Annotated in this window: 13 protein-coding genes; 7 read left to right on the top strand and 6 right to left on the bottom strand. The window is 56.3% G+C overall.

The annotated features are described in order from the left end of the window. Positions 1-3 precede the first annotated feature (3 nt). The 6 genes from mukF to B498_RS17925 all read left to right on the top strand — a co-directional run bounded on the left by mukF (position 4) and on the right by B498_RS17925 (position 9857). The gene (gene mukF, locus B498_RS17900) at positions 4-1326 is read left to right on the top strand and encodes a chromosome partition protein MukF (RefSeq protein ID WP_008499955.1); all 1323 of its coding nucleotides are present in this window, start codon (positions 4-6) and stop codon (positions 1324-1326) included. Beyond that, on the top strand, positions 1307-2011 hold the full coding sequence (gene mukE, locus B498_RS17905; protein ID WP_008499954.1) for a chromosome partition protein MukE: 705 nt from the start codon (positions 1307-1309) through the stop codon (positions 2009-2011). The genes mukF and mukE overlap by 20 nt, the downstream gene beginning before the upstream one ends. After that, positions 2011-6462: a chromosome partition protein MukB gene (mukB, locus tag B498_RS17910; protein ID WP_008499953.1), complete on the top strand. Its 4452-nt coding sequence runs from the start codon at positions 2011-2013 to the stop codon at positions 6460-6462. Before mukE ends, mukB begins: the two co-directional genes overlap by 1 nt. 177 nt (positions 6463-6639) lie before the next feature. After that, positions 6640-8463, top strand: a complete 1824-nt coding sequence (gene ldtD, locus B498_RS17915; RefSeq protein ID WP_008499952.1) for a L,D-transpeptidase — start codon at positions 6640-6642, stop codon at positions 8461-8463. Positions 8464-8637: 174 nt separating this feature from the next. After that, a complete protein-coding gene (locus tag B498_RS17920) occupies positions 8638-9189 on the top strand; it encodes a YcbK family protein (RefSeq protein WP_008499951.1) in 552 nt (183 codons plus the stop codon). Between the two features lie 20 nt (positions 9190-9209). Beyond that, positions 9210-9857 carry an MBL fold metallo-hydrolase gene (locus tag B498_RS17925; RefSeq protein WP_008499950.1) on the top strand — a complete coding sequence of 216 codons (648 nt, stop codon included), beginning with the start codon at positions 9210-9212 and terminating at the stop codon, positions 9855-9857. A 48-nt stretch (positions 9858-9905) separates the two neighbouring features. Here the strand turns inward: B498_RS17925 and aspC are convergent, their stop codons facing one another. The 4 genes from aspC to pncB form a co-directional block, all read right to left on the bottom strand. Continuing rightward, on the bottom strand, positions 9906-11096 hold the full coding sequence (aspC, locus tag B498_RS17930; RefSeq protein WP_008499949.1) for an aspartate transaminase: 1191 nt from the start codon (positions 11094-11096) through the stop codon (positions 9906-9908). Between the two features lie 184 nt (positions 11097-11280). Next, complete coding sequence (gene ompF / locus B498_RS17935; RefSeq protein WP_008499948.1) at positions 11281-12339, bottom strand: porin OmpF; 1059 nt, start codon at positions 12337-12339, stop codon at positions 11281-11283. 606 nt (positions 12340-12945) lie between these two features. Continuing rightward, positions 12946-14346, bottom strand: a complete 1401-nt coding sequence (gene asnS / locus B498_RS17940; RefSeq protein WP_008499947.1) for an asparagine--tRNA ligase — start codon at positions 14344-14346, stop codon at positions 12946-12948. A gap of 166 nt (positions 14347-14512) precedes the next feature. Further along, positions 14513-15715: a nicotinate phosphoribosyltransferase gene (pncB, locus tag B498_RS17945; protein WP_008499946.1), complete on the bottom strand. Its 1203-nt coding sequence runs from the start codon at positions 15713-15715 to the stop codon at positions 14513-14515. A gap of 254 nt (positions 15716-15969) precedes the next feature. Between pncB and pepN the strand changes: the two genes are divergently transcribed. Continuing rightward, positions 15970-18582, top strand: coding sequence for an aminopeptidase N (pepN, locus tag B498_RS17950; RefSeq protein ID WP_008499945.1), 2613 nt, complete (start codon positions 15970-15972; stop codon positions 18580-18582). Between the two features lie 50 nt (positions 18583-18632). Here pepN and ssuB read toward each other — a convergent pair whose 3' ends face one another. After that, complete coding sequence (ssuB, locus tag B498_RS17955; RefSeq protein ID WP_008499944.1) at positions 18633-19403, bottom strand: aliphatic sulfonates ABC transporter ATP-binding protein; 771 nt, start codon at positions 19401-19403, stop codon at positions 18633-18635. After that, entirely contained in the window at positions 19400-20191 is a 792-nt protein-coding gene (gene ssuC, locus B498_RS17960; protein WP_008499943.1) for an aliphatic sulfonate ABC transporter permease SsuC, read from the bottom strand. The genes ssuB and ssuC overlap by 4 nt, the downstream gene beginning before the upstream one ends. Positions 20192-20199: the final 8 nt, after the last annotated feature.

Raw genomic sequence — 20199 nt, 5'->3', positions numbered from 1 at the left:
CCTATGAGTGAATTTTCCCAGACAGTCCCCGAACTGGTTGCCTGGGCCAGGAAAAACGATTTCTCCATCTCGCTGCCGGTAGACAGACTCTCTTTCCTGCTGGCGGTCGCCACGCTGAACGGCGAGCGGCTGGATGGGGAAATGAGCGAGGGTGAACTGGTGGATGCGTTCCGCCACGTCAGTGATGCGTTTGAGCAAACCAGCGAAACCATTAGCGTGCGTGCCAACAACGCAATTAACGATATGGTGCGTCAACGTCTGCTGAACCGCTTTACCAGCGAGCAGGCGGAAGGAAACGCCATCTATCGCCTGACGCCACTGGGCATCGGCATCACCGATTACTACATTCGCCAGCGCGAATTTTCCACGCTGCGTCTGTCCATGCAGCTGTCGATCGTGGCCGGTGAGCTTAAGCGCGCCGCCGATGCGGCAGATGAAGACGGTGACGAATTCCACTGGCACCGAAACGTCTATGCACCGCTGAAATATTCGGTGGCGGAAATCTTCGACAGTATCGATCTGACCCAGCGCCTGATGGACGAACAGCAGCAGCAGGTGAAAGACGATATCGCACAGCTGCTGAATAAAGACTGGCGTGCAGCCATCTCCAGCTGTGAACTTCTGCTGTCAGAAACCTCCGGTACGCTGCGTGAGCTGCAGGATACGCTGGAAGCCGCAGGGGATAAGCTGCAGGCGAACCTGCTGCGCATCCAGGACGCGACGCTGGCACACGACGATCTGCACTTTATCGATCGTTTAGTGTTCGACCTGCAGAGCAAACTGGACCGCATCATCAGCTGGGGCCAGCAGTCGATCGACCTGTGGATTGGCTACGACCGACACGTGCATAAATTTATTCGTACCGCGATCGATATGGATAAAAACCGCGTCTTTGCCCAGCGTCTGCGCCAGTCGGTGCAGACCTATTTCGATGCGCCATGGGCGCTGACCTACGCCAATGCCGATCGTCTGCTGGATATGCGCGACGAAGAGATGGCATTGCGTGATGAAGAGGTAACCGGTGAGCTGCCGCCGGATCTGGAATACGAAGAATTTAACGAAATTCGCGAGCAGCTTGCGGCGATGATCGAAGAACAGCTCGCGGTCTACAAAACCAGACAAGCTCCGCTGGATCTGGGGCTCGTGGTGCGCGACTATCTGGCGCAATATCCTCGCGCGCGCCACTTCGACGTTGCCCGCATTGTGGTAGACCAGGCGGTTCGCCTGGGTATCGCGCAAGCCGATTTCACCGGACTGCCGCCGAAGTGGCAGCCAATTAACGATTACGGAGCCAAGGTACAGGCGCATGTCATTGACAAATATTGAACAAGTGATGCCGGTTAAGCTGGCACAGGCGCTGGCGAATCCGTTATTTCCGGCGCTGGACAGCCAGCTGCGTGCCGGTCGTCACATTGGCTTAGACGAGCTGGATAATCACGCCTTTTTGATGGACTTCCAGGAGTACCTGGAAGAGTTTTACGCCCGCTACAACGTGGAGCTTATCCGCGCGCCGGAAGGGTTTTTCTACCTGCGCCCGCGCTCCACGACGCTGATTCCGCGTTCCGTGCTCTCCGAGCTGGATATGATGGTCGGCAAAATTCTCTGCTACCTCTACCTCAGCCCGGAACGTCTGGCGAATGAAGGGATCTTCACCCAGCAGGAACTTTACGACGAGCTGTTGACGCTGGCAGATGAGAGCAAGCTGCTCAAGCTGGTGAACAACCGCTCCACGGGGTCGGATCTCGACCGTCAGAAACTACAGGAAAAAGTCCGCTCTTCCCTGAACCGTCTGCGTCGTCTGGGGATGGTCTGGTTTATGGGGCACGACAGCAGCAAATTCCGCATTACGGAATCTGTCTTCCGCTTCGGCGCCGACGTGCGTGCAGGCGATGACGCGCGTGAAGCGCAGCTTCGCATGATCCGCGACGGTGAAGCGATGCCGGTGGAAAACCATTTGCAGCTCAATGATGAGCATGAAGAGAATCTGCCGGATAGCGGGGAGGAAGAGTAATGATTGAACGCGGTAAATTTCGCTCACTGACGCTGATTAACTGGAACGGCTTCTTTGCCCGAACGTTCGATCTGGATGAGCTGGTCACGACGCTCTCCGGCGGTAACGGGGCGGGTAAATCCACCACCATGGCGGCCTTTGTCACGGCGCTGATCCCTGACCTGACGCTGCTTCACTTCCGTAACACCACCGAAGCGGGGGCCACAAGCGGTTCCCGTGATAAAGGTCTGCACGGGAAGCTGAAGGCCGGCGTCTGTTATTCGGTTCTGGACGTCATTAACTCCCGCCATCAGCGCGTGGTGGTGGGCGTGCGCCTGCAGCAGGTTGCCGGTCGCGACCGTAAAGTCGACATTAAACCGTTCGCCATCCAGGGGCTGCCAACGTCTGTACAGCCGACGGCGCTGCTGACGGAAATCCTGAACGAGCGCCAGGCGCGCGTGCTGACGCTGCAGGAGCTGAAAGATAAGCTCGAAGCGATCGAAGGCGTGCAGTTCAAACAGTTCAACTCGATTACAGACTACCACTCGCTGATGTTCGATCTCGGCGTGGTGGCGCGTCGTCTGCGTACCGCATCAGACCGTAGCAAATACTACCGCCTGATCGAAGCGTCCCTGTACGGCGGTATCTCCAGCGCCATTACCCGCTCCCTGCGCGACTATCTGCTGCCGGAAAACAGTGGGGTGCGTAAGGCCTTCCAGGACATGGAGGCGGCGCTGCGTGAAAACCGCATGACGCTGGAAGCGATTCGCGTGACCCAGTCTGACCGCGATCTGTTTAAACACCTGATCAGCGAAGCCACTAACTACGTGGCGGCGGACTACATGCGCCACGCCAACGAGCGCCGCGTCCACCTCGATCAGGCATTAGAATACCGCCGCGAGCTGTTTACCTCCCGCAAACAGCTGGTGGCCGAGCAGTACAAGCACGTCGAAATGGCGCGCGAGCTCGGTGAGCACAACGGTGCTGAAGGTGACCTGGAAGCCGATTACCAGGCCGCCAGCGATCACCTGAACCTGGTGCAAACTGCGCTGCGTCAGCAGGAAAAAATCGAGCGCTATGAAGCGGACCTCGACGAGCTGCAAATTCGTCTTGAAGAGCAAAATGAAGTGGTGGCCGAAGCCGCCGAGATGCAGGAAGAGAACGAAGCCCGCGCCGAAGCGGCCGAGCTGGAAGTGGATGAGCTGAAAAGCCAGCTTGCCGATTACCAGCAGGCGCTGGACGTGCAGCAGACGCGTGCGATCCAGTACACCCAGGCACTGCAGGCCTTACAGCGCGCGAAAGAGCTGTGCCATCTGCCTGACCTGACGCCGGAAAGCGCCGACGAGTGGCTGGATACCTTCCAGGCTAAAGAGCAGGAAGCCACTGAGAAACTGCTGTCCCTCGAACAGAAAATGAGCGTCGCCCAAACGGCGCACAGCCAGTTTGAGCAGGCCTATCAGCTGGTTGTGGCGATTAACGGCCCGCTGGCGCGTAACGAAGCCTGGGACGTTGCCCGCGAGCTGCTGCGTGACGGCGTGAACCAGCGCCATCTGGCCGAGCAGGTTCAGCCGCTGCGTATGCGTCTGAACGAGCTGGAACAGCGCCTGCGCGAGCAGCAGGAGGCCGAGCGTCTGCTGGCCGAATTCTGCAAGCGTCAGGGCAAACATTACGATTTTGACGAGCTTGAGGCCCTGCATCAGGAACTCGAGGCGCGTATCGCTGCGCTTTCAGACACGGTCTCCAGCGCCAGCGAACAGCGTATGACCCTGCGTCAGGAGCTGGAACAGCTTCAGTCCCGTTCGCAAGCGCTTCTGCAGCGTGCCCCGGTCTGGCTGGCGGCCCAGAGCAGCCTTAACCAGCTCAGTGAGCAGTGCGGCGAGCAGTTCGAATCCAGCCAGGAAGTCACTGAATACCTGCAGCAGCTGCTGGAGCGCGAGCGCGAGGCGATTGTTGAGCGTGATGAAGTGGGCGCGCGCAAGCGTGACGTCGACGAAGAAATTGAGCGCTTAAGCCAGCCGGGCGGTGCGGAAGACCCGCGCCTCAATGCCCTGGCAGAGCGTTTTGGCGGCGTGCTGCTGTCTGAGATTTACGACGATGTCGGCCTGGACGATGCGCCTTACTTCTCGGCACTGTATGGCCCGTCGCGTAACGCGATCGTGGTGCCGGATCTGTCGCTGATTTCGGAGCAGCTTGCCGGTCTGGAAGATTGCCCGGAAGATCTCTACCTGATCGAAGGGGATCCGCAGTCGTTCGATGACAGCGTATTCAGCGTCGACGAGCTGGAAAAAGCGGTGGTGGTCAAAATCGCCGACCGTCAGTGGCGCTACTCCCGCTTCCCGGAACTGCCGCTGTTTGGCCGCGCCGCGCGCGAAAGCCGCATCGAAAGCCTGCACGCCGAGCGTGAAACGCTGTCTGAACGCTTTGCGACGCTGTCGTTTGACGTGCAGAAAACCCAGCGTCTGCATCAGGCGTTTAGCCGCTTTATCGGCAGCCATCTGGCCGTGGCCTTCGAAGCCGACCCGGAAGCGGAAATTCGCAAACTCAATACCCGCCGTGGCGAACTGGAACGGGCGATTGCCAGTCATGAAAGCGACAACCAGCAGAGTCGCGTCCAGTTCGAGCAGGCGAAAGAGGGCGTTGCGGCCCTTAACCGTATTCTGCCGCGCCTGAATCTGCTGGCAGACGACACGCTGGCCGACCGCGTGGATGAGATCCAGGAGCGTCTGGATGAAGCGCAGGAAGCCGCGCGCTTCGTGCAGCAGCACGGCAATCAACTGGCGAAGCTGGAGCCGGTTGTCTCTGTCCTGCAGAGCGACCCGGAACAGTTCGAGCAGTTAAAAGAAGATTATGCCTGGTCACAGCAGGTGCAGCGCGAAGCGCGTCAGCAGGCGTTTGCCCTGACGGAAGTGGTGCAGCGTCGCGCCCATTTCGGCTACTCCGATTCGGCGGAAATGCTGAGCGGTAACAGCGATCTGAATGAAAAGCTGCGTCAGCGCCTTGAGCAGGCGGAAGCGGAGCGTACCCGCGCCCGCGAAGCAATGCGCAGCCACTCCGCTCAGCTGAACCAGTACAACCAGGTGCTGGCCTCGCTGAAAAGCTCCTTCGACACCAAGAAAGAGCTGTTAAACGACCTGCAGAAAGAGCTTCAGGATATCGGCGTCCGTGCCGACAGCGGGGCGGAAGAGCGCGCGCGCATTCGTCGTGACGAGCTGCATGCTCAGCTCAGCAATAACCGCGCGCGTCGCAATCAGCTGGAAAAAGCGCTGACCTTCTGTGAAGCGGAGATGGATAACCTGACCCGTCGCCTGCGCAAGCTGGAGCGCGACTACCATGAAATGCGCGAGCAGGTCGTGACCGCCAAGGCAGGCTGGTGCGCGGTAATGCGCATGGTGAAAGACAATAACGTTGAGCGTCGTCTGCACCGTCGCGAGCTGGCGTATCTCTCTGCCGATGAGCTGCGTTCCATGTCGGATAAGGCGCTGGGTGCGCTGCGTCTGGCGGTGGCGGATAACGAACACCTGCGCGATGTCCTGCGTATGTCAGAAGATCCGAAACGCCCTGAACGTAAAATCCAGTTCTTCGTGGCGGTTTACCAGCACCTGCGCGAGCGTATTCGTCAGGACATCATTCGTACTGACGATCCGGTCGAGGCTATCGAGCAGATGGAAATCGAGCTGGGGCGTCTGACGGAAGAGCTGACCTCTCGCGAGCAGAAGCTGGCGATCAGCTCCCGCAGCGTGGCGAATATCATCCGCAAAACTATTCAGCGCGAGCAGAACCGCATTCGCCAGCTGAACCAGGGTCTGCAGAGCGTGTCGTTTGGCCAGGTGAACAGCGTGCGCCTCAACGTCAACGTGCGTGAAGCCCACGCGACGCTGCTGGAAGTGCTGTCTGAGCAGCACGAGCAGCACCAGGATCTGTTCAACAGCAACCGTCTGACCTTCTCCGAAGCGCTGGCGAAGCTGTATCAGCGCCTGAATCCGCAGATTGATATGGGCCAGCGTACGCCGCAAACCATCGGTGAAGAGCTGCTGGATTACCGTAACTACCTGGAAATGGAAGTTGAGGTTAACCGTGGTTCAGACGGCTGGCTGCGTGCGGAGTCCGGGGCGCTCTCTACCGGTGAAGCCATCGGTACCGGGATGTCGATTCTGGTGATGGTGGTGCAGAGCTGGGAAGATGAGGCACGTCGTCTGCGCGGCAAAGACATCTCCCCATGCCGACTGCTGTTCCTGGATGAGGCGGCGCGTCTTGATGCGCGCTCCATTGCCACGCTGTTTGAGCTTTGCGAACGTCTCGATATGCAGCTCATCATTGCCGCACCGGAGAACATTAGCCCTGAAAAAGGGACAACCTACAAGCTGGTGCGTAAAGTGTTCCAGAACAGCGAGCACGTTCACGTTGTCGGGCTGCGCGGCTTTGCGCCGCAGCCGCCGGAGTCACTGCCGGAAACTACGGCGGACGCTTCCTAAGTGTCTTCTGACCCGAAGCGGCGCTCTGGCGCCGCTTTTTTTTTAAACTTAACTTGTGCTTAGGGCTGCGTTATCTTTAAACTTCTTTACATAAGGTAAGGCAACAGCTTAGCCGTCTACCTATAATGAAAGAAAGCCCCAACGTGATGGGCATGTCGTGAAAACAGGGGGCAAGGGATGTTGCTTAAGAAAGAATGTGGTCGTCAGCTGTCGGCGCTAAGTTTATGTCTGGCAGTGATATTTGCTCCACTGTTAACCGCCCAGGCCGACGAGCCTGAAATTGTGCCGACTGACAGCTCGGCAACGACAGGCACGCAGCCTACGTCGTTGTCCCAGCCGCTGGAGCAATCTCCGGCGACAGCGATCATGGCCGGTATTAAGCCGCTGCCGGAAGGCATCGACGCCGAATCGCTCAGCCAGCAGCTGCAGTCGGGGCTGCCGTCAGGCTACACGCCTGTCTATCTCAATCAGCTCACGCTGCTTTATGCCGCCCGCGATATGAAACCGATGTGGGAAAACCGCGATGCCGTGCGTGCCTTTCAGCAACAGCTGGCGGAGGTCGCAATTGCAGGGTTTCAGCCGCAGTTTACAAAGTGGGTTGAGCTGTTAACCGATCCTGCCGTAACAGGGCAGGCGCGAGATGTGGTGCTTTCCGATGCCATGATGGGTTACCTGCAGTTCGTGGCGGGTATTCCGGTCAATGGCAACCGCTGGCTGTACAGCGATAAGCCGTACAAGCTCGTGACGCCAGCGCTGTCGGTGATTAACCAGTGGCAGTTAGCCCTCGATAATGGCGAACTGCCGCGCTTTATTGCCAGCCTCGCACCGGCGCATCCACAATACGCCACGCTTCACCAGTCTCTCCTCGCGCTGGTGGGCGACTCGCGCCCATGGCCGCAGATGCGCGGCACCGCGACGCTGCGTCCGGGGCAGTGGAGCAGCGATGTGCCTGCTCTGCGCGAGATCCTGACGCGCTCGGGTCTTCTTGAAGGCGGGCCACATATCGCCCTGCCAGGCGACGATCCGCAAAATGCGGCGGTCAGCCCGTCAGCGCCCGTGAAAGAGAAAAAAGCGATTGCCGTCAGCAATAAACCCGCAGCATACGATCGCGAGCTGGTTGCGGCAGTGAAGCAATTCCAGGCCGCTCAGGGGCTGGGAGCCGATGGCGTCATTGGCCAGACGACGCGAGACTGGCTGAACGTATCGCCTGCGCAGCGGGCAGGGGTGCTGGCGCTCAATATCCAGCGTTTGCGCCTGCTGCCGGGAACCCTCTCTACCGGCATTATGGTTAACATTCCGGCGTATTCCCTGGTCTATTACCAGGACGGTAGCGAAAAACTGGCGTCGCGCGTGATTGTCGGGCGTCCGGACCGCAAAACACCGATGATGAGCAGCGCGCTCAATAACGTAGTCGTTAACCCGCCGTGGAACGTGCCACCGACGCTGGCGCGTAAAGACATTCTGCCGAAGGTCTGGAACGATCCGGGTTATCTGGAACGTCATGGCTATACGGTGATGCGTGGATGGAACAGTAAAGAGGCTATCGATCCTTATATGGTCGACTGGTCGACAATCACGGCGTCAAACCTGCCGTTCCGTTTCCAGCAGGCACCGGGGGCGCATAACTCTTTAGGGCGTTACAAATTCAATATGCCGAGTTCTGACGCTATCTATCTGCACGATACGCCGAACCACAACCTGTTCCAGAAAGATACGCGCGCGCTGAGTTCTGGCTGCGTGCGTGTGAACAAAGCCTCGGAGCTGGCCAATATGCTGCTGCAGGATGCAGGGTGGAACGATACGCGCATTTCGGATGCCCTGAAACAAGGGGATACGCGTTACGTTAATATTCGCCACAATATTCCGGTCAATCTCTACTATCTGACGGCGTTTGTGGGCGAAGACGGGCGGACTCAGTACCGTACAGATATTTACAATTATGATCTCACCGCGCGATCCGGCGCACAAATTTTGCCAAAAGCGGAACAATTAATCAGGTAAATGAAGCAGTTCGGGAAAAATGATTGTCGTAAGTTAGGGTGAATAAGGGGCAATATCGCTGCAAGCCGCGTATTCACTGGGGTTGGGCGCCTTGACGTACCCGGTTTTGCCAGTTAAGGTGCCCTTCGTGCGCTAAGCATATTACGATTTCTTTTACCTGTAGACCTGATTATCATGGACAAATTTGACGCTAATCGCCGCAAACTGCTGGCGTTAGGTGGTGTTGCGCTTGGCGCAGCGGCCATCTTGCCGACGCCAGCATTTGCCACCCTCTCGACACCTCGTCCGCGAGTTTTAACGCTCAACAATCTTCATACCGGTGAGTCGTTAAAAGCGGAATTCTTCGATGGCAGAGGCTATATTCAGGATGAATTAGCAAGACTTAACCATTTTTTCCGTGATTTCCGCGCGAATAAAATTAAAGCCATCGACCCAGGACTGTTTGATCAGCTTTACCGCCTTCAGGGCCTGCTGGGCACCAGCAAGCCGGTGCAGCTTATTTCTGGTTATCGCTCTGTTGATACCAATAATGAACTGCGCGCCCACAGTCGCGGGGTAGCGAAAAAAAGCTATCACACGAAGGGACAGGCAATGGATTTCCATATTGAGGGCGTTTCGTTAGCCAATATTCGCAAAGCTGCGTTATCTATGCGCGCAGGTGGTGTAGGATATTACCCCAGCAGCAACTTTGTGCATATTGATACCGGTCCGGTTCGGCACTGGTAATAACGAAACACAGGAGCAGTATGAACTATCGTATTATTCCGGTTACCGCGTTCTCCCAGAATTGTTCACTCATCTGGTGCGAACAGACTAAACTGGCCGCGCTTGTCGATCCCGGTGGTGACGCTGAGAAGATCAAGCAGGAAGTCGCCGACAGCGGCGTGACGCTTATGCAGATTTTACTGACGCATGGTCACCTCGACCATGTGGGCGCAGCGGCTGAACTGGCTGAACACTACGGCGTGCCGATTGTCGGTCCGGAAAAAGAAGATGAGTTCTGGCTACAGGGGTTACCCGCCCAAAGCCGCATGTTTGGCCTGGATGAGTGTCAGCCCCTGACGCCCGATCGCTGGCTGAACGAAGGAGAGCGCGTTAGCATAGGGAATGTGACTTTACAGGTGTTGCATTGTCCTGGGCATACGCCAGGCCATATCGTCTTCTTTGATGACCAGTCCCGTCTGCTGATCTCCGGCGATGTGATTTTCAAAGGTGGCGTAGGACGCAGCGATTTTCCGCGCGGCGATCACGGGCAGCTGATTCAGTCGATTAAACAGAAGTTATTGCCGCTGGGTGATGATGTGACGTTTATCCCTGGGCACGGTCCGATGTCGACGCTGGGCTATGAACGGCTCCATAATCCGTTCCTTCAGGATGAAATGCCTGTCTGGTAACCCGCATAAAAAAAGCCTGCATAACGCAGGCTTTTTTGTGGGCGCAAATTACAGTACGGCGACAATCGCTTCGCACAGCGGCGCCATGTTGTCAGGCGTCATGCCTGCAACGTTCACGCGGCCAGACGCCACGGCGTACACGCCGAACTCTTCACGCAGACGCAGAACCTGCTCTTTGGTCAGGCCGCTGAACGAGAACATGCCGTTCTGTTTGATGATAAAGCTGAAGTCGCGATCCGCGCCTTTCTCCGCCAGGGTGTTCACAAACAGCAGGCGCATGCGCTGAATACGCTGACGCATATCGTTCAGCTCTTGTTCCCAGATGGCGCGCAGCGCATCGTTGCTCAGGATAGTCGCAACGACAGATGCACCGTGTGCCGGCGGGTTAGAGTAGTTAGCGCGGATAACGGATTTCATCTGGCTGAACGCGCGATCGACGGTCTCATCGTTAGCCGCAACCAGCGTACAGGCACCTACACGCTCATTGTACAGACCAAAGTTCTTGGAGTAGGAGCTTGCAACGATCAGCTCCTGATGCACCGCGGCGAACGCGCGCAGGCCTTCGGCATCTTCTTCCAGACCACGGGCGAAGCCCTGGTAGGCAAAGTCAAACAGCGGCAGCCAGCCTTTTTCTACGGACAGCTTCGCCAGATGTTCCCACTGCTCAAGCGTTGGATCGATACCGGTTGGGTTGTGACAGCAGCCGTGGAACAGCACCACGTCACCCGCCTGCGCTTCGCTCAGGCTTGCCAGCAGGCCGTCAAAGTCCAGAGAGTGGTTTGCTGCGTCGTAGTAGGCGTATTCACGCACTTCCAGACCCGCAGAATTAAACACGCTCTTGTGGTTCGGCCAGCTTGGATTGCTTACCCAGACACGCTTCACAGAGGTGTTTTTCGCAAGGAAATCCGCCGCCACGCGCAGCGCGCCGGTACCGCCCGGGGTCTGTGCCGTACGGGCACGTTTGTCACTCACAATTGCACTGCCTTTACCGAACAGCAGCTCCTGGGTGCAGCGACCAAATTCAGGGATACCATCAATACCGAGGTAGTTTTTGGTGGTTTCGTTTTCCAGCAGATACTGCTCAGCTTTCTTAACGCTGGTCAGTACCGGAGTTTTGCCGGTTTCATCTTTATATACACCAATACCCAGGTTGATTTTGCCAGGGCGGTCGTCGGCACGAAACAGATCGGCCAGGCCCAGAATCGGGTCGGCAGGAGCGGCGGTAATGTTCTCAAACATGACGAAGTTCCATTGTGATTACAGAAGTGAAATCCGCTATCAGGTTAACGGTAGATTTACAAAATGCCAACCGTTTGCGACGAAAAGCGTGCGGCTTTTCAAAAGTCGCCATTATTTTCTGTCAGGCATAAAAAAACAGGGCCGAAGCCCTGTTCATTAAGCATATAACAAAGAGGTGTACTGATTAGAACTGGTAGACGAGACCCAGTGCTACAGTGTCATCGTTGTTGATGCCCAGTTTGTTGTCATCTTTCAGCTGGTTGATCTGGTAGTCAACATAGGTGGACATGTTTTTGTTGAAGTAGTAAGTCGCGCCAACTTCGATGTAGTTGATGAAATCTTCATCACCAATGCCTTCTACGTCTTTCGCTTTAGATTTGTAGTAAGCGATGGATGGACGCAGACCGAAGTCGAACTGATACTGAGCGACAACAGAGAAGTCCTGAGATTTGTTAGCGAAACCTTTGCTGCTCAAACGCGCGGCGTTGTGCATTTCGCCGTACAGTGCTGCCAGGTAGATGTTGTTTGCGTCATACTTCAGGCCAGTTGCCCACTGCTCAGCTTTATCGCCTTTACCCCAGTCCAGTTTTTGCTGGCTGTTGGTACGGTCAGCTGCGCCGTATGCACCCACAACGCCAAAGCCTTCGAAATCATAGCTAACTGAGGTTGCCCAACCGTCACCGTTAGAACGTACTGCATCATCACGGTCATTTTTGCCCAGGTACTGAACGCCAAAGTTCAGACCGTCAACCAGGCCGAAGAAGCCGCTGTTACGGTAAGTCGCCAGACCACCATTACGGCTGGAGAAGAAGTTATCGCTCTTGCCGGTGTCGCCACCCCATTCTGGCAGCATATCGGTGATGCCGATTGCATCGTACACCAGGCCATAGTTACGACCGTAGTCGAAGGAGCCTGCATCACCGAATTTCAGACCTGCGAACGCCAGACGGGTTTTATTACCGCTCTGAGCATCGGCGCCTTCGGAGTTGTTACCCTGGAAGTTGTATTCCCACTGGCCATAACCGGTCAGCTGGTCGTTGATTTTCGTTTCGCCTTTGAAGCCCAGACGAGCGTAAGTCTGGTCGCCATCGTTGCCAGCATAGTCAGAGAAGTAATGCAGACCAACCGCTTTCCCGTAAAGATCCAGTTTATTAGAGTCTTTGTTATAGATTTCTGCAGCGTTGGCTGCACCGGCTACCAGCAGGGCAGGGATTACCACTGCCAGAATATTGCGCTTCATCATTATTTATTACCCTCATTGGTTTTTTTATGACACTCGCCACTGCCGTCAATAAATTCTGTCAATAAATATTTCCGGAACTATTGATGAGAGTTTGGTGTCTTTATGTATCTGACAGGCATCTTTCCATTCGCCGAAGCGTTTCGCTAGCCTGAAAGTGCTACAATTCTCAAGATTGAGTTACCAAAAGAAAATATATGTAACTAAATGTGTATTTTTGGGAACTTTGTGAACCACCTCAAACTTCAGAACGCCCTGGTGAATTAAGCGACAGTATCTATCCTATATATATGAATTCCTTATGATTAATTTGGATAAAGGCAATTCATATAAACAGACGATAAACGACTCGTTTTTTCTTATGACGCCGAAAAGCCTTCTGGATGGCTGTAAAACTGGTTGAAATTTGTGCTATTGCTTGAGGATGTAATAAGCGCAATAAGAATGTGGTTTATTTTTTGTGGCTGGATATTTTGCGGAAACAAAACGTAACAGGTAGTGGTTGTGACGGGGTGAAGGTTTGAAGATGCTGACTTTACGCCGACGAAAACTGACAATGCAGAATAAAATAATGGCCAGCACAGGCTGGCCATTTTAGTCTTTTGGCGATTAGAAGCTGGCGTTACGTGGCGTACGTGGGAACGGAATCACGTCACGAACGTTCTGCACACAGGTCACGTAGGCGATCAGACGCTCGAAGCCCAGACCAAAACCAGCGTGCGGTACGGTACCGTAACGACGCAGATCGCGGTACCAGCTGTAGTCCGCAGGGTTAAGACCCATCTCTTCCATACGCGCGTCCAGCACGTCCAGACGCTCTTCACGCTGAGAGCCACCGATGATTTCACCGATGCCCGGCGCCAGGACGTCCATCGCTGCCACGGTTTTACCGTCTTCGTTAAGGCGCATATAGAAGGCCTTAATGTCTTTCGGGTAGTTTTTAACGACAACCGGCGCTTTGAAATGCTTCTCGGCCAGATAGCGCTCGTGCTCAGACGCCAGGTCTACGCCCCAGTAAACCGGGTTCTCGAACTTCTCACCGCATTTCTCGAGGATCGCCACCGCGTCGGTGTAGTCCACCTGCGCAAAATCGGCAGAGACGAAGCGCTCCAGACGGGCTACCGCGTCGCTGTCTACGCGCTCGGCGAAGAATTTCATGTCGTCCGGACGCTCTTCCAGCACCGCTTTGAAGACATACTTCAGCATCGCTTCCGCCAGACCCGCGACATCGTCCAGGTTGGCGAACGCCACTTCAGGCTCCAGCATCCAGAATTCCGCCAGGTGACGGCTGGTGTTGGAGTTTTCGGCACGGAAGGTAGGGCCAAAGGTGTAGATTTTAGACAGCGCGCAGGCGTACGTTTCGCCGTTGAGCTGACCGGATACGGTCAGGAAGGCCTCTTTACCAAAGAAGTCTTTGTCATAGTCCACTTTACCTTCCGGGGTGCGCGGCAGGTTTTCGAGATCCAGCGTTGAGACGCGGAACATCTCACCGGCGCCTTCCGTATCGGACGCGGTGATCAGCGGGGTAGACACCCAGAAATAACCCTGCTCATCGAAGAAACGATGCAGCGCCTGCGCCAGCGTATGACGTACGCGAGCAACCGCACCAATCAGGTTGGTACGTGGACGAAGGTGCGCCACTTCACGCAGATACTCAATGCTGTGACGTTTAGCCGCCATCGGATAGGTATCCGGATCTTCAACCCAGCCGGTGACTTCAATGGCAGAAGCCTGAATTTCGAAACTCTGACCCTGGCCCGGGGATGCCACGACCACGCCGGTGACAATAACGGAACAGCCCGTCGTCAGGTGCAGAACGTCATCATTGTAATTGGGCAGAGAATTATTAATGACGGCCTGTACAGGATCAAAGCAGGAACCGTCATAGACGGCAAGGAAGGAGATGCCAGCTTTAGAATCTCGGCGGGTACGCACCCATCCGCGCACGGTGACTTCCTGGTCAACGGCGACACGGCCCTGGAGTACGTCGGCTACAGGCACAACGCTCATAATATTCTCTCTGTTAATAGTCGGAAAAAATAAACACTTGTCCACCCTTATGGGGGGATATCTATGTTACCTGCCATCCGCTATCAGACAAGTAAATTTCGCGGTCAAAAGGGAAGAATTGAGAAATAAATAAGAAGAGGGGAGCCATGAAGGCTCCCTTAAGCGCTTAACTGGCTTTTTTGATCTGGGGAAGATCGAAGGCTTTGCGCAACGCGCGGACAAACGCCTTGTCATGGCAGATGGTTTTGCCCGGGCTGTCGGAGAGTTTCGCCACCGGTTTGCCGTTACATTCCACCAGCTTTATCACGATATTCAGAGGTTTTACCTGAGGAATGTCGCAGGTTAACCGGGTACCGATCCCGAAGCTCAGGTTCACTCTGGCGTTGAAATGGCGATAGAGTTCGACGGCTTTCGCCAGATCGAGATTATCGGAGAAGACCAGCACCTTGCTCATCGGGTCAATGCCCAGTTTCTCGTAATGGGCAATCGCCTTCTCACCCCACTCAACCGGATCTCCGGAATCGTGGCGCAACCCCTGATAACGCTCCGCAAATTCAGGTCCAAAGTCGCGCAGGAAGGCATCCATCGTAATACAGTCCGTGAGGGCAATTCCGAGTTGACTCGGGTACTCCGCAAGCCATGCGGCCAGCGCTGCGCGCTGGCTGTTGGCGAGGTCAGGGCTAATTTGCTGATGCGCCTGGAACCACTCGTGCGCCTGGGTACCCATTGGCGTCAGATTGAGGCGACGGGCCAGATCGTAGTTACTGGTGCCCACGAACCACGGCTCCTGCTGCAGACGTTTAACGATGGCCTCCTGTACGTCACGCGAAAAACGGCGGCGGGTGCCAAAGTCCATCAGGCGGAAGCGGGACATGTCCAGCCCTGCGGTCAGCGTGGAGAAGTCAGCGAGTTTCTTTTCCAGCGAGGCCACCGCCTGCGCTACGCCCGTTTCCGGGGAACGGTAGCGGTGAGCCAGTTCACTGATGACCGCCAGAAGCGGCACTTCCCACATGATCACTTCCCGCCACGGACCTGCAAGGCGAATATCCAGCTTGCCGTTATCGTTAACCACGGTGACCTGCTCCGGCTTATAGCGGAAGTCACGCAGCCAGTTCAGGTAGTCGGCTTTGAAGAAAGGCAGGCCAGAAAGCCACTGATATTCCTCGTCCTGCAGCGTCAGATGCTGCATAGCATTGACCTGTTCACGAATGGCGTCTGCGTAGATACCGAGCAAGTCGTCGCCACGGCAGCGGAATTCCGCCGCGACATGAACGTCATAGTAATGGTGGAAAACGGCTTGCTGCATGTGCAGTTTATACGCGTCGGTATCCAGCAACGTATGCAGAACTGGAGAAGCGAATTGAGTCATAGGTGCGCAGTAGCATCCTCTCACAGGAGCGTTTAGTACAATAAACAACTCCGGAGTATACCTTGTTTAGTGATTTATTGAACCCCGATCACAACATAAGCGCGTTTTATGGTCGAGGGCATTTTGTGCCCCGTGTTATACAAATGTAGCAAAAAAAGATATTGACCCTGAAAAGATGAACATTCTGCATAGCGCGTTTTGCGCAACAGGAATATATTGAAACGTTACTCGACAAACGATGCATAAGGTTTTCTATGACACAACAGCCACAAGCCAAATACCGCCACGACTACCGTGCGCCGGATTATCTGATTAGCGAAATCGATCTGACTTTTGACCTGGATGCCACTAAAACCGTTGTCACGGCGGTGAGTCAGGTGACGCGCCACAGCGCAACTGCTGTGCCGCTGCGTCTGGATGGCGAAGACCTGACGCTGGTCTCCCTGCATATTAATGATGAAGCCTGGTCAGACTATAAAGAAGAAAACAACCAGCTGGTCATCGACAACCTGCCGGAACAGTTTACGCTGCGCATCGTGAATGAAATCAGCCCGGCCGCCAACACCGCGCTGGAAGGGCTTTACCAGTCAGGCGTGGCGCTGTGTACCCAGTGTGAAGCGGAAGGGTTCCGCCACATTACCTGGTATCTCGACCGCCCGGACGTCCTCGCGCGCTTCACCACCAAAATCATCGCCGATAAAACCCTGTATCCCTTCCTGCTCTCCAACGGCAACCGCGTAGGCGAAGGCGAGCTGGAGAATGGCCGTCACTGGGTTCAGTGGCAGGATCCGTTCCCGAAACCGTGCTACCTGTTTGCGCTGGTGGCGGGGGACTTCGACGTGCTGCGCGACACCTTCAAAACGCGCTCAGGCCGCGAAGTGGCGCTGGAGCTGTTTGTTGACCGTGGTAACCTGGACCGCGCGCCGTGGGCGATGACCTCGCTCATCAACTCCATGAAGTGGGACGAAGAGCGCTTTGGCCTCGAATATGACCTCGACATCTATATGATCGTTGCCGTTGATTTCTTCAACATGGGCGCAATGGAGAACAAAGGCCTGAACGTCTTTAACTCCAAATACGTGCTGGCGCGCACCGATACCGCCACCGATAAAGATTATCTCGATATCGAACGCGTCATCGGCCACGAATATTTCCACAACTGGACCGGTAACCGCGTCACATGCCGCGACTGGTTCCAGCTGAGCCTGAAAGAGGGCCTGACCGTCTTCCGTGACCAGGAGTTCAGCTCCGATCTGGGGTCACGCGCGGTGAACCGCATCAATAACGTGCGTACCATGCGCGGCCTGCAGTTTGCGGAAGATGCCAGCCCAATGGCGCACCCGATCCGTCCGGATAAAGTCATCGAAATGAACAACTTCTACACCCTGACGGTGTATGAGAAAGGCGCTGAAATTATCCGCATGATCCACACTCTGCTGGGTGAAGAGAACTTCCAGAAAGGGATGCAGCTCTACTTCGAGCGTCATGACGGCAGCGCGGCCACCTGCGACGATTTTGTGCAGGCAATGGAAGATGCTTCTAATGTCGATCTTTCCCACTTCCGCCGCTGGTACAGCCAGGCCGGTACGCCGATTGTTACCGTCAAAGACGATTACAATCCAGAAACCGAGCAGTACACCCTGACCATCAGCCAGCGCACGCCGCCGACGGCAGAGCAGGAAGAGAAATACCCGCTGCATATTCCGTTCAGCATTGAGCTGTACGATAACGAAGGCAAAGTGATCCCATTGCAGAAGGGCGGTCACCCGGTACACCACGTGCTGAACGTGACCCAGGCCGAGCAGACCTTTATCTTCGATAACGTCTATTTCCAGCCGGTGCCTGCGCTGCTGTGTGAATTCTCCGCGCCGGTGAAGCTGGAGTACAAGTGGAGCGATCAGCAGCTGACGTTCCTGATGCGTCACGCCCGCAACGACTTCTCCCGCTGGGATGCGGCGCAAAGCCTGCTGGCGACCTACATCAAGATCAACGTAAACCGTCACCAGCAGGGTCAGCCGCTGTCGCTGCCTGTTCACGTGGCTGACGCGTTCCGCGCGATCCTGCTGGATGAGAAGATTGACCCGGCGCTGGCCGCTGAAATTCTGACCCTGCCGTCAGCAACGGAAATCGCGGAGTTGTTCGAGATTATCGATCCGATCGCGATCGTGGCGGTGCGTGAAGCGCTGACCCGTACGCTGGCTGCTGAGCTGGCGGACGAGTTCCTCGCCATTTATAACGCCAACAAGCTTGACGCTTATCGCGTTGAGCACGCGGACATTGGTAAACGTTCTCTGCGTAACACCTGCCTGCGCTATCTGGCGTTTGGTGAAACCGAGCTGGCGAACACCCTGGTGAGCAAGCAGTATCACGAGGCGGATAACATGACCGACGCGCTGGCCGCGCTGGGCGCAAGCGTTGCCGCCGAACTGCCGTGCCGCGATGCGCTGATGCAGGAGTATGACGACAAGTGGCATCAGGATGGTCTGGTAATGGATAAGTGGTTCATCCTGCAGGCGACCAGCCCGGCGGCCGATGCGCTCAGCAAGGTGCGCAGCCTGCTGAAGCATCGTTCCTTTACCCTGAGCAACCCAAACCGCGTACGCTCGCTGATTGGCGCGTTTGCCAGCAGTAACCCGGCCGCATTCCACGCCGAAGACGGCAGCGGTTATCAGTTCATGGTGGAAATGCTGACCGAGCTGAACAGCCGTAACCCGCAGGTGGCGTCGCGTCTGATAGAGCCGCTAATCCGTCTGAAACGCTACGATGAGAAGCGTCAGGCGAAGATGCGTGCCGCGCTCGAGCAGCTGAAAGGGCTGGAAAACCTGTCTGGCGATCTGTACGAGAAGATTGCTAAAGCGTTAGCGTAATAAAAGTTTACCCTCCCTCTCCCTGTGGGAGAGGGCCGGGGGTGAGGGCATCAGGCATTAGCCTTAGCTCGCTGTAACTCCGTACCTCCGCGTTTCATCACCCGATCCAGCACTTCTGCCTCCAGCTCCGCCAGTCTTGCCGAGCCCACGCGACGAGGCCGGGGAAGATCCACCGTCAGATCCAGACCGATTTTTCCTTCCTCTATTAACAGCACCCGGTCGGCCATTGCGACGGCTTCGCTCACGTCATGCGTCACCAGCAGTACCGTAAAGCCGTGCGTCTGCCAGAGGGAACCAATCAAATCCTGCATTTCGATTCGCGTCAGGGCGTCGAGCGCGCCCAGTGGTTCATCGAGCAAGAGCAGGCCCGGACGGTGAATCAACGCCCGCGCCAGCGCAACGCGCTGCTTCTGTCCACCCGAGAGTGCGGCAGGCCATTCATCGGCGCGATTTTCCAGCCCAACGGCGGCCAGCGCCTGGCGGGCTTCATCCCGCCAGTTACCCTTAAGACCGAGCCCGACATTGTCGATAACCGATTTCCACGGCAGCAGGCGTGCATCCTGGAACATCATGCGGGTATCGTCCTGAATATTCGAAAGCGGCGTCGTTCCTGCCAGAATGTCGCCGCCGTTGGGGGCTTCCAGTCCGGCCAGCAGCCGTAGCAGCGTACTCTTGCCGCCGCCGCTGCGCCCGACTACGGCCACAAACTGTCCGGCGGGAATATGCAGATCCAGCCCGTTAAGAATGGTGTTATCGCCGTAACGTTTGGTGACACCGTTCAGCAGTAACGGGGTCCCCTGATTCAGTCGTGCAGTATTCATGCTTTCGCCTCCTGAAGGGTATAGGCCGGATTCCAGCGCAGCCAGCTGCGCTCCAGCCACTGTGCGCTGACGTCAGCGAGTTTGCCGAGCAGGGCATAAAGGATAATGGCTACTACCACCACGTCCGTTTGCAGGAATTCGCGGGCGTTCATCGCCAGATAACCAATCCCGGAGTTGGCTGAGATGGTTTCCGCCACAATCAGCGTCAGCCACATCAGGCCGAGCGCGAAACGCACCCCGACCATAATGGAGGGCAGGGCGCCCGGCAGAATCACGTGAACAAAGAGGGAAAAACCCGATAAGCCGTAGCTGCGCGCCATCTCCACCAGACCGCGATCGATATTGCGGATGCCGTGCCAGGTGTTGATGTAAATCGGGAACAGCGTGCCCAGCGCCACGAGGAAGATCTTGGCGCTCTCATCAATCCCAAACCACAGAATGACCAGCGGGATCAGCGCCAGATGCGGCACGTTGCGCAGCATCTGGATGGAGGTATCCAGCAGCCGCTCGCCCCAGCGTGAAAGGCCGCTCACCAGACCCAGAACCAGCCCGATACTGCCGCCGATGGAAAACCCGATCGCGGCGCGCCAGGAGCTGATCGCCAGATGCTGCCACAGCTCTCCGCTGACGCTCAGCGACCAGAACGCTTCTACAACGCCCTCCGGAGAGGGCAGAATGCGGCTCGACAGCCAGCCGGTGGACGATGCGAGCTGCCAGAGCGCCACAATGCCGACGGGTAAAAACCACGGCGCGGCGCGCAGCAGCCATTTTTGTGAGGTGGCAGACATGGTCACTC

Source organism: Enterobacter sp. SST3, from assembly GCF_000286655.1.
In the GTDB taxonomy this organism is placed as follows: Bacteria; Pseudomonadota; Gammaproteobacteria; order Enterobacterales; family Enterobacteriaceae; genus Enterobacter; species Enterobacter roggenkampii.
This window is presented reverse-complemented; position numbering and strand designations above follow the sequence as displayed.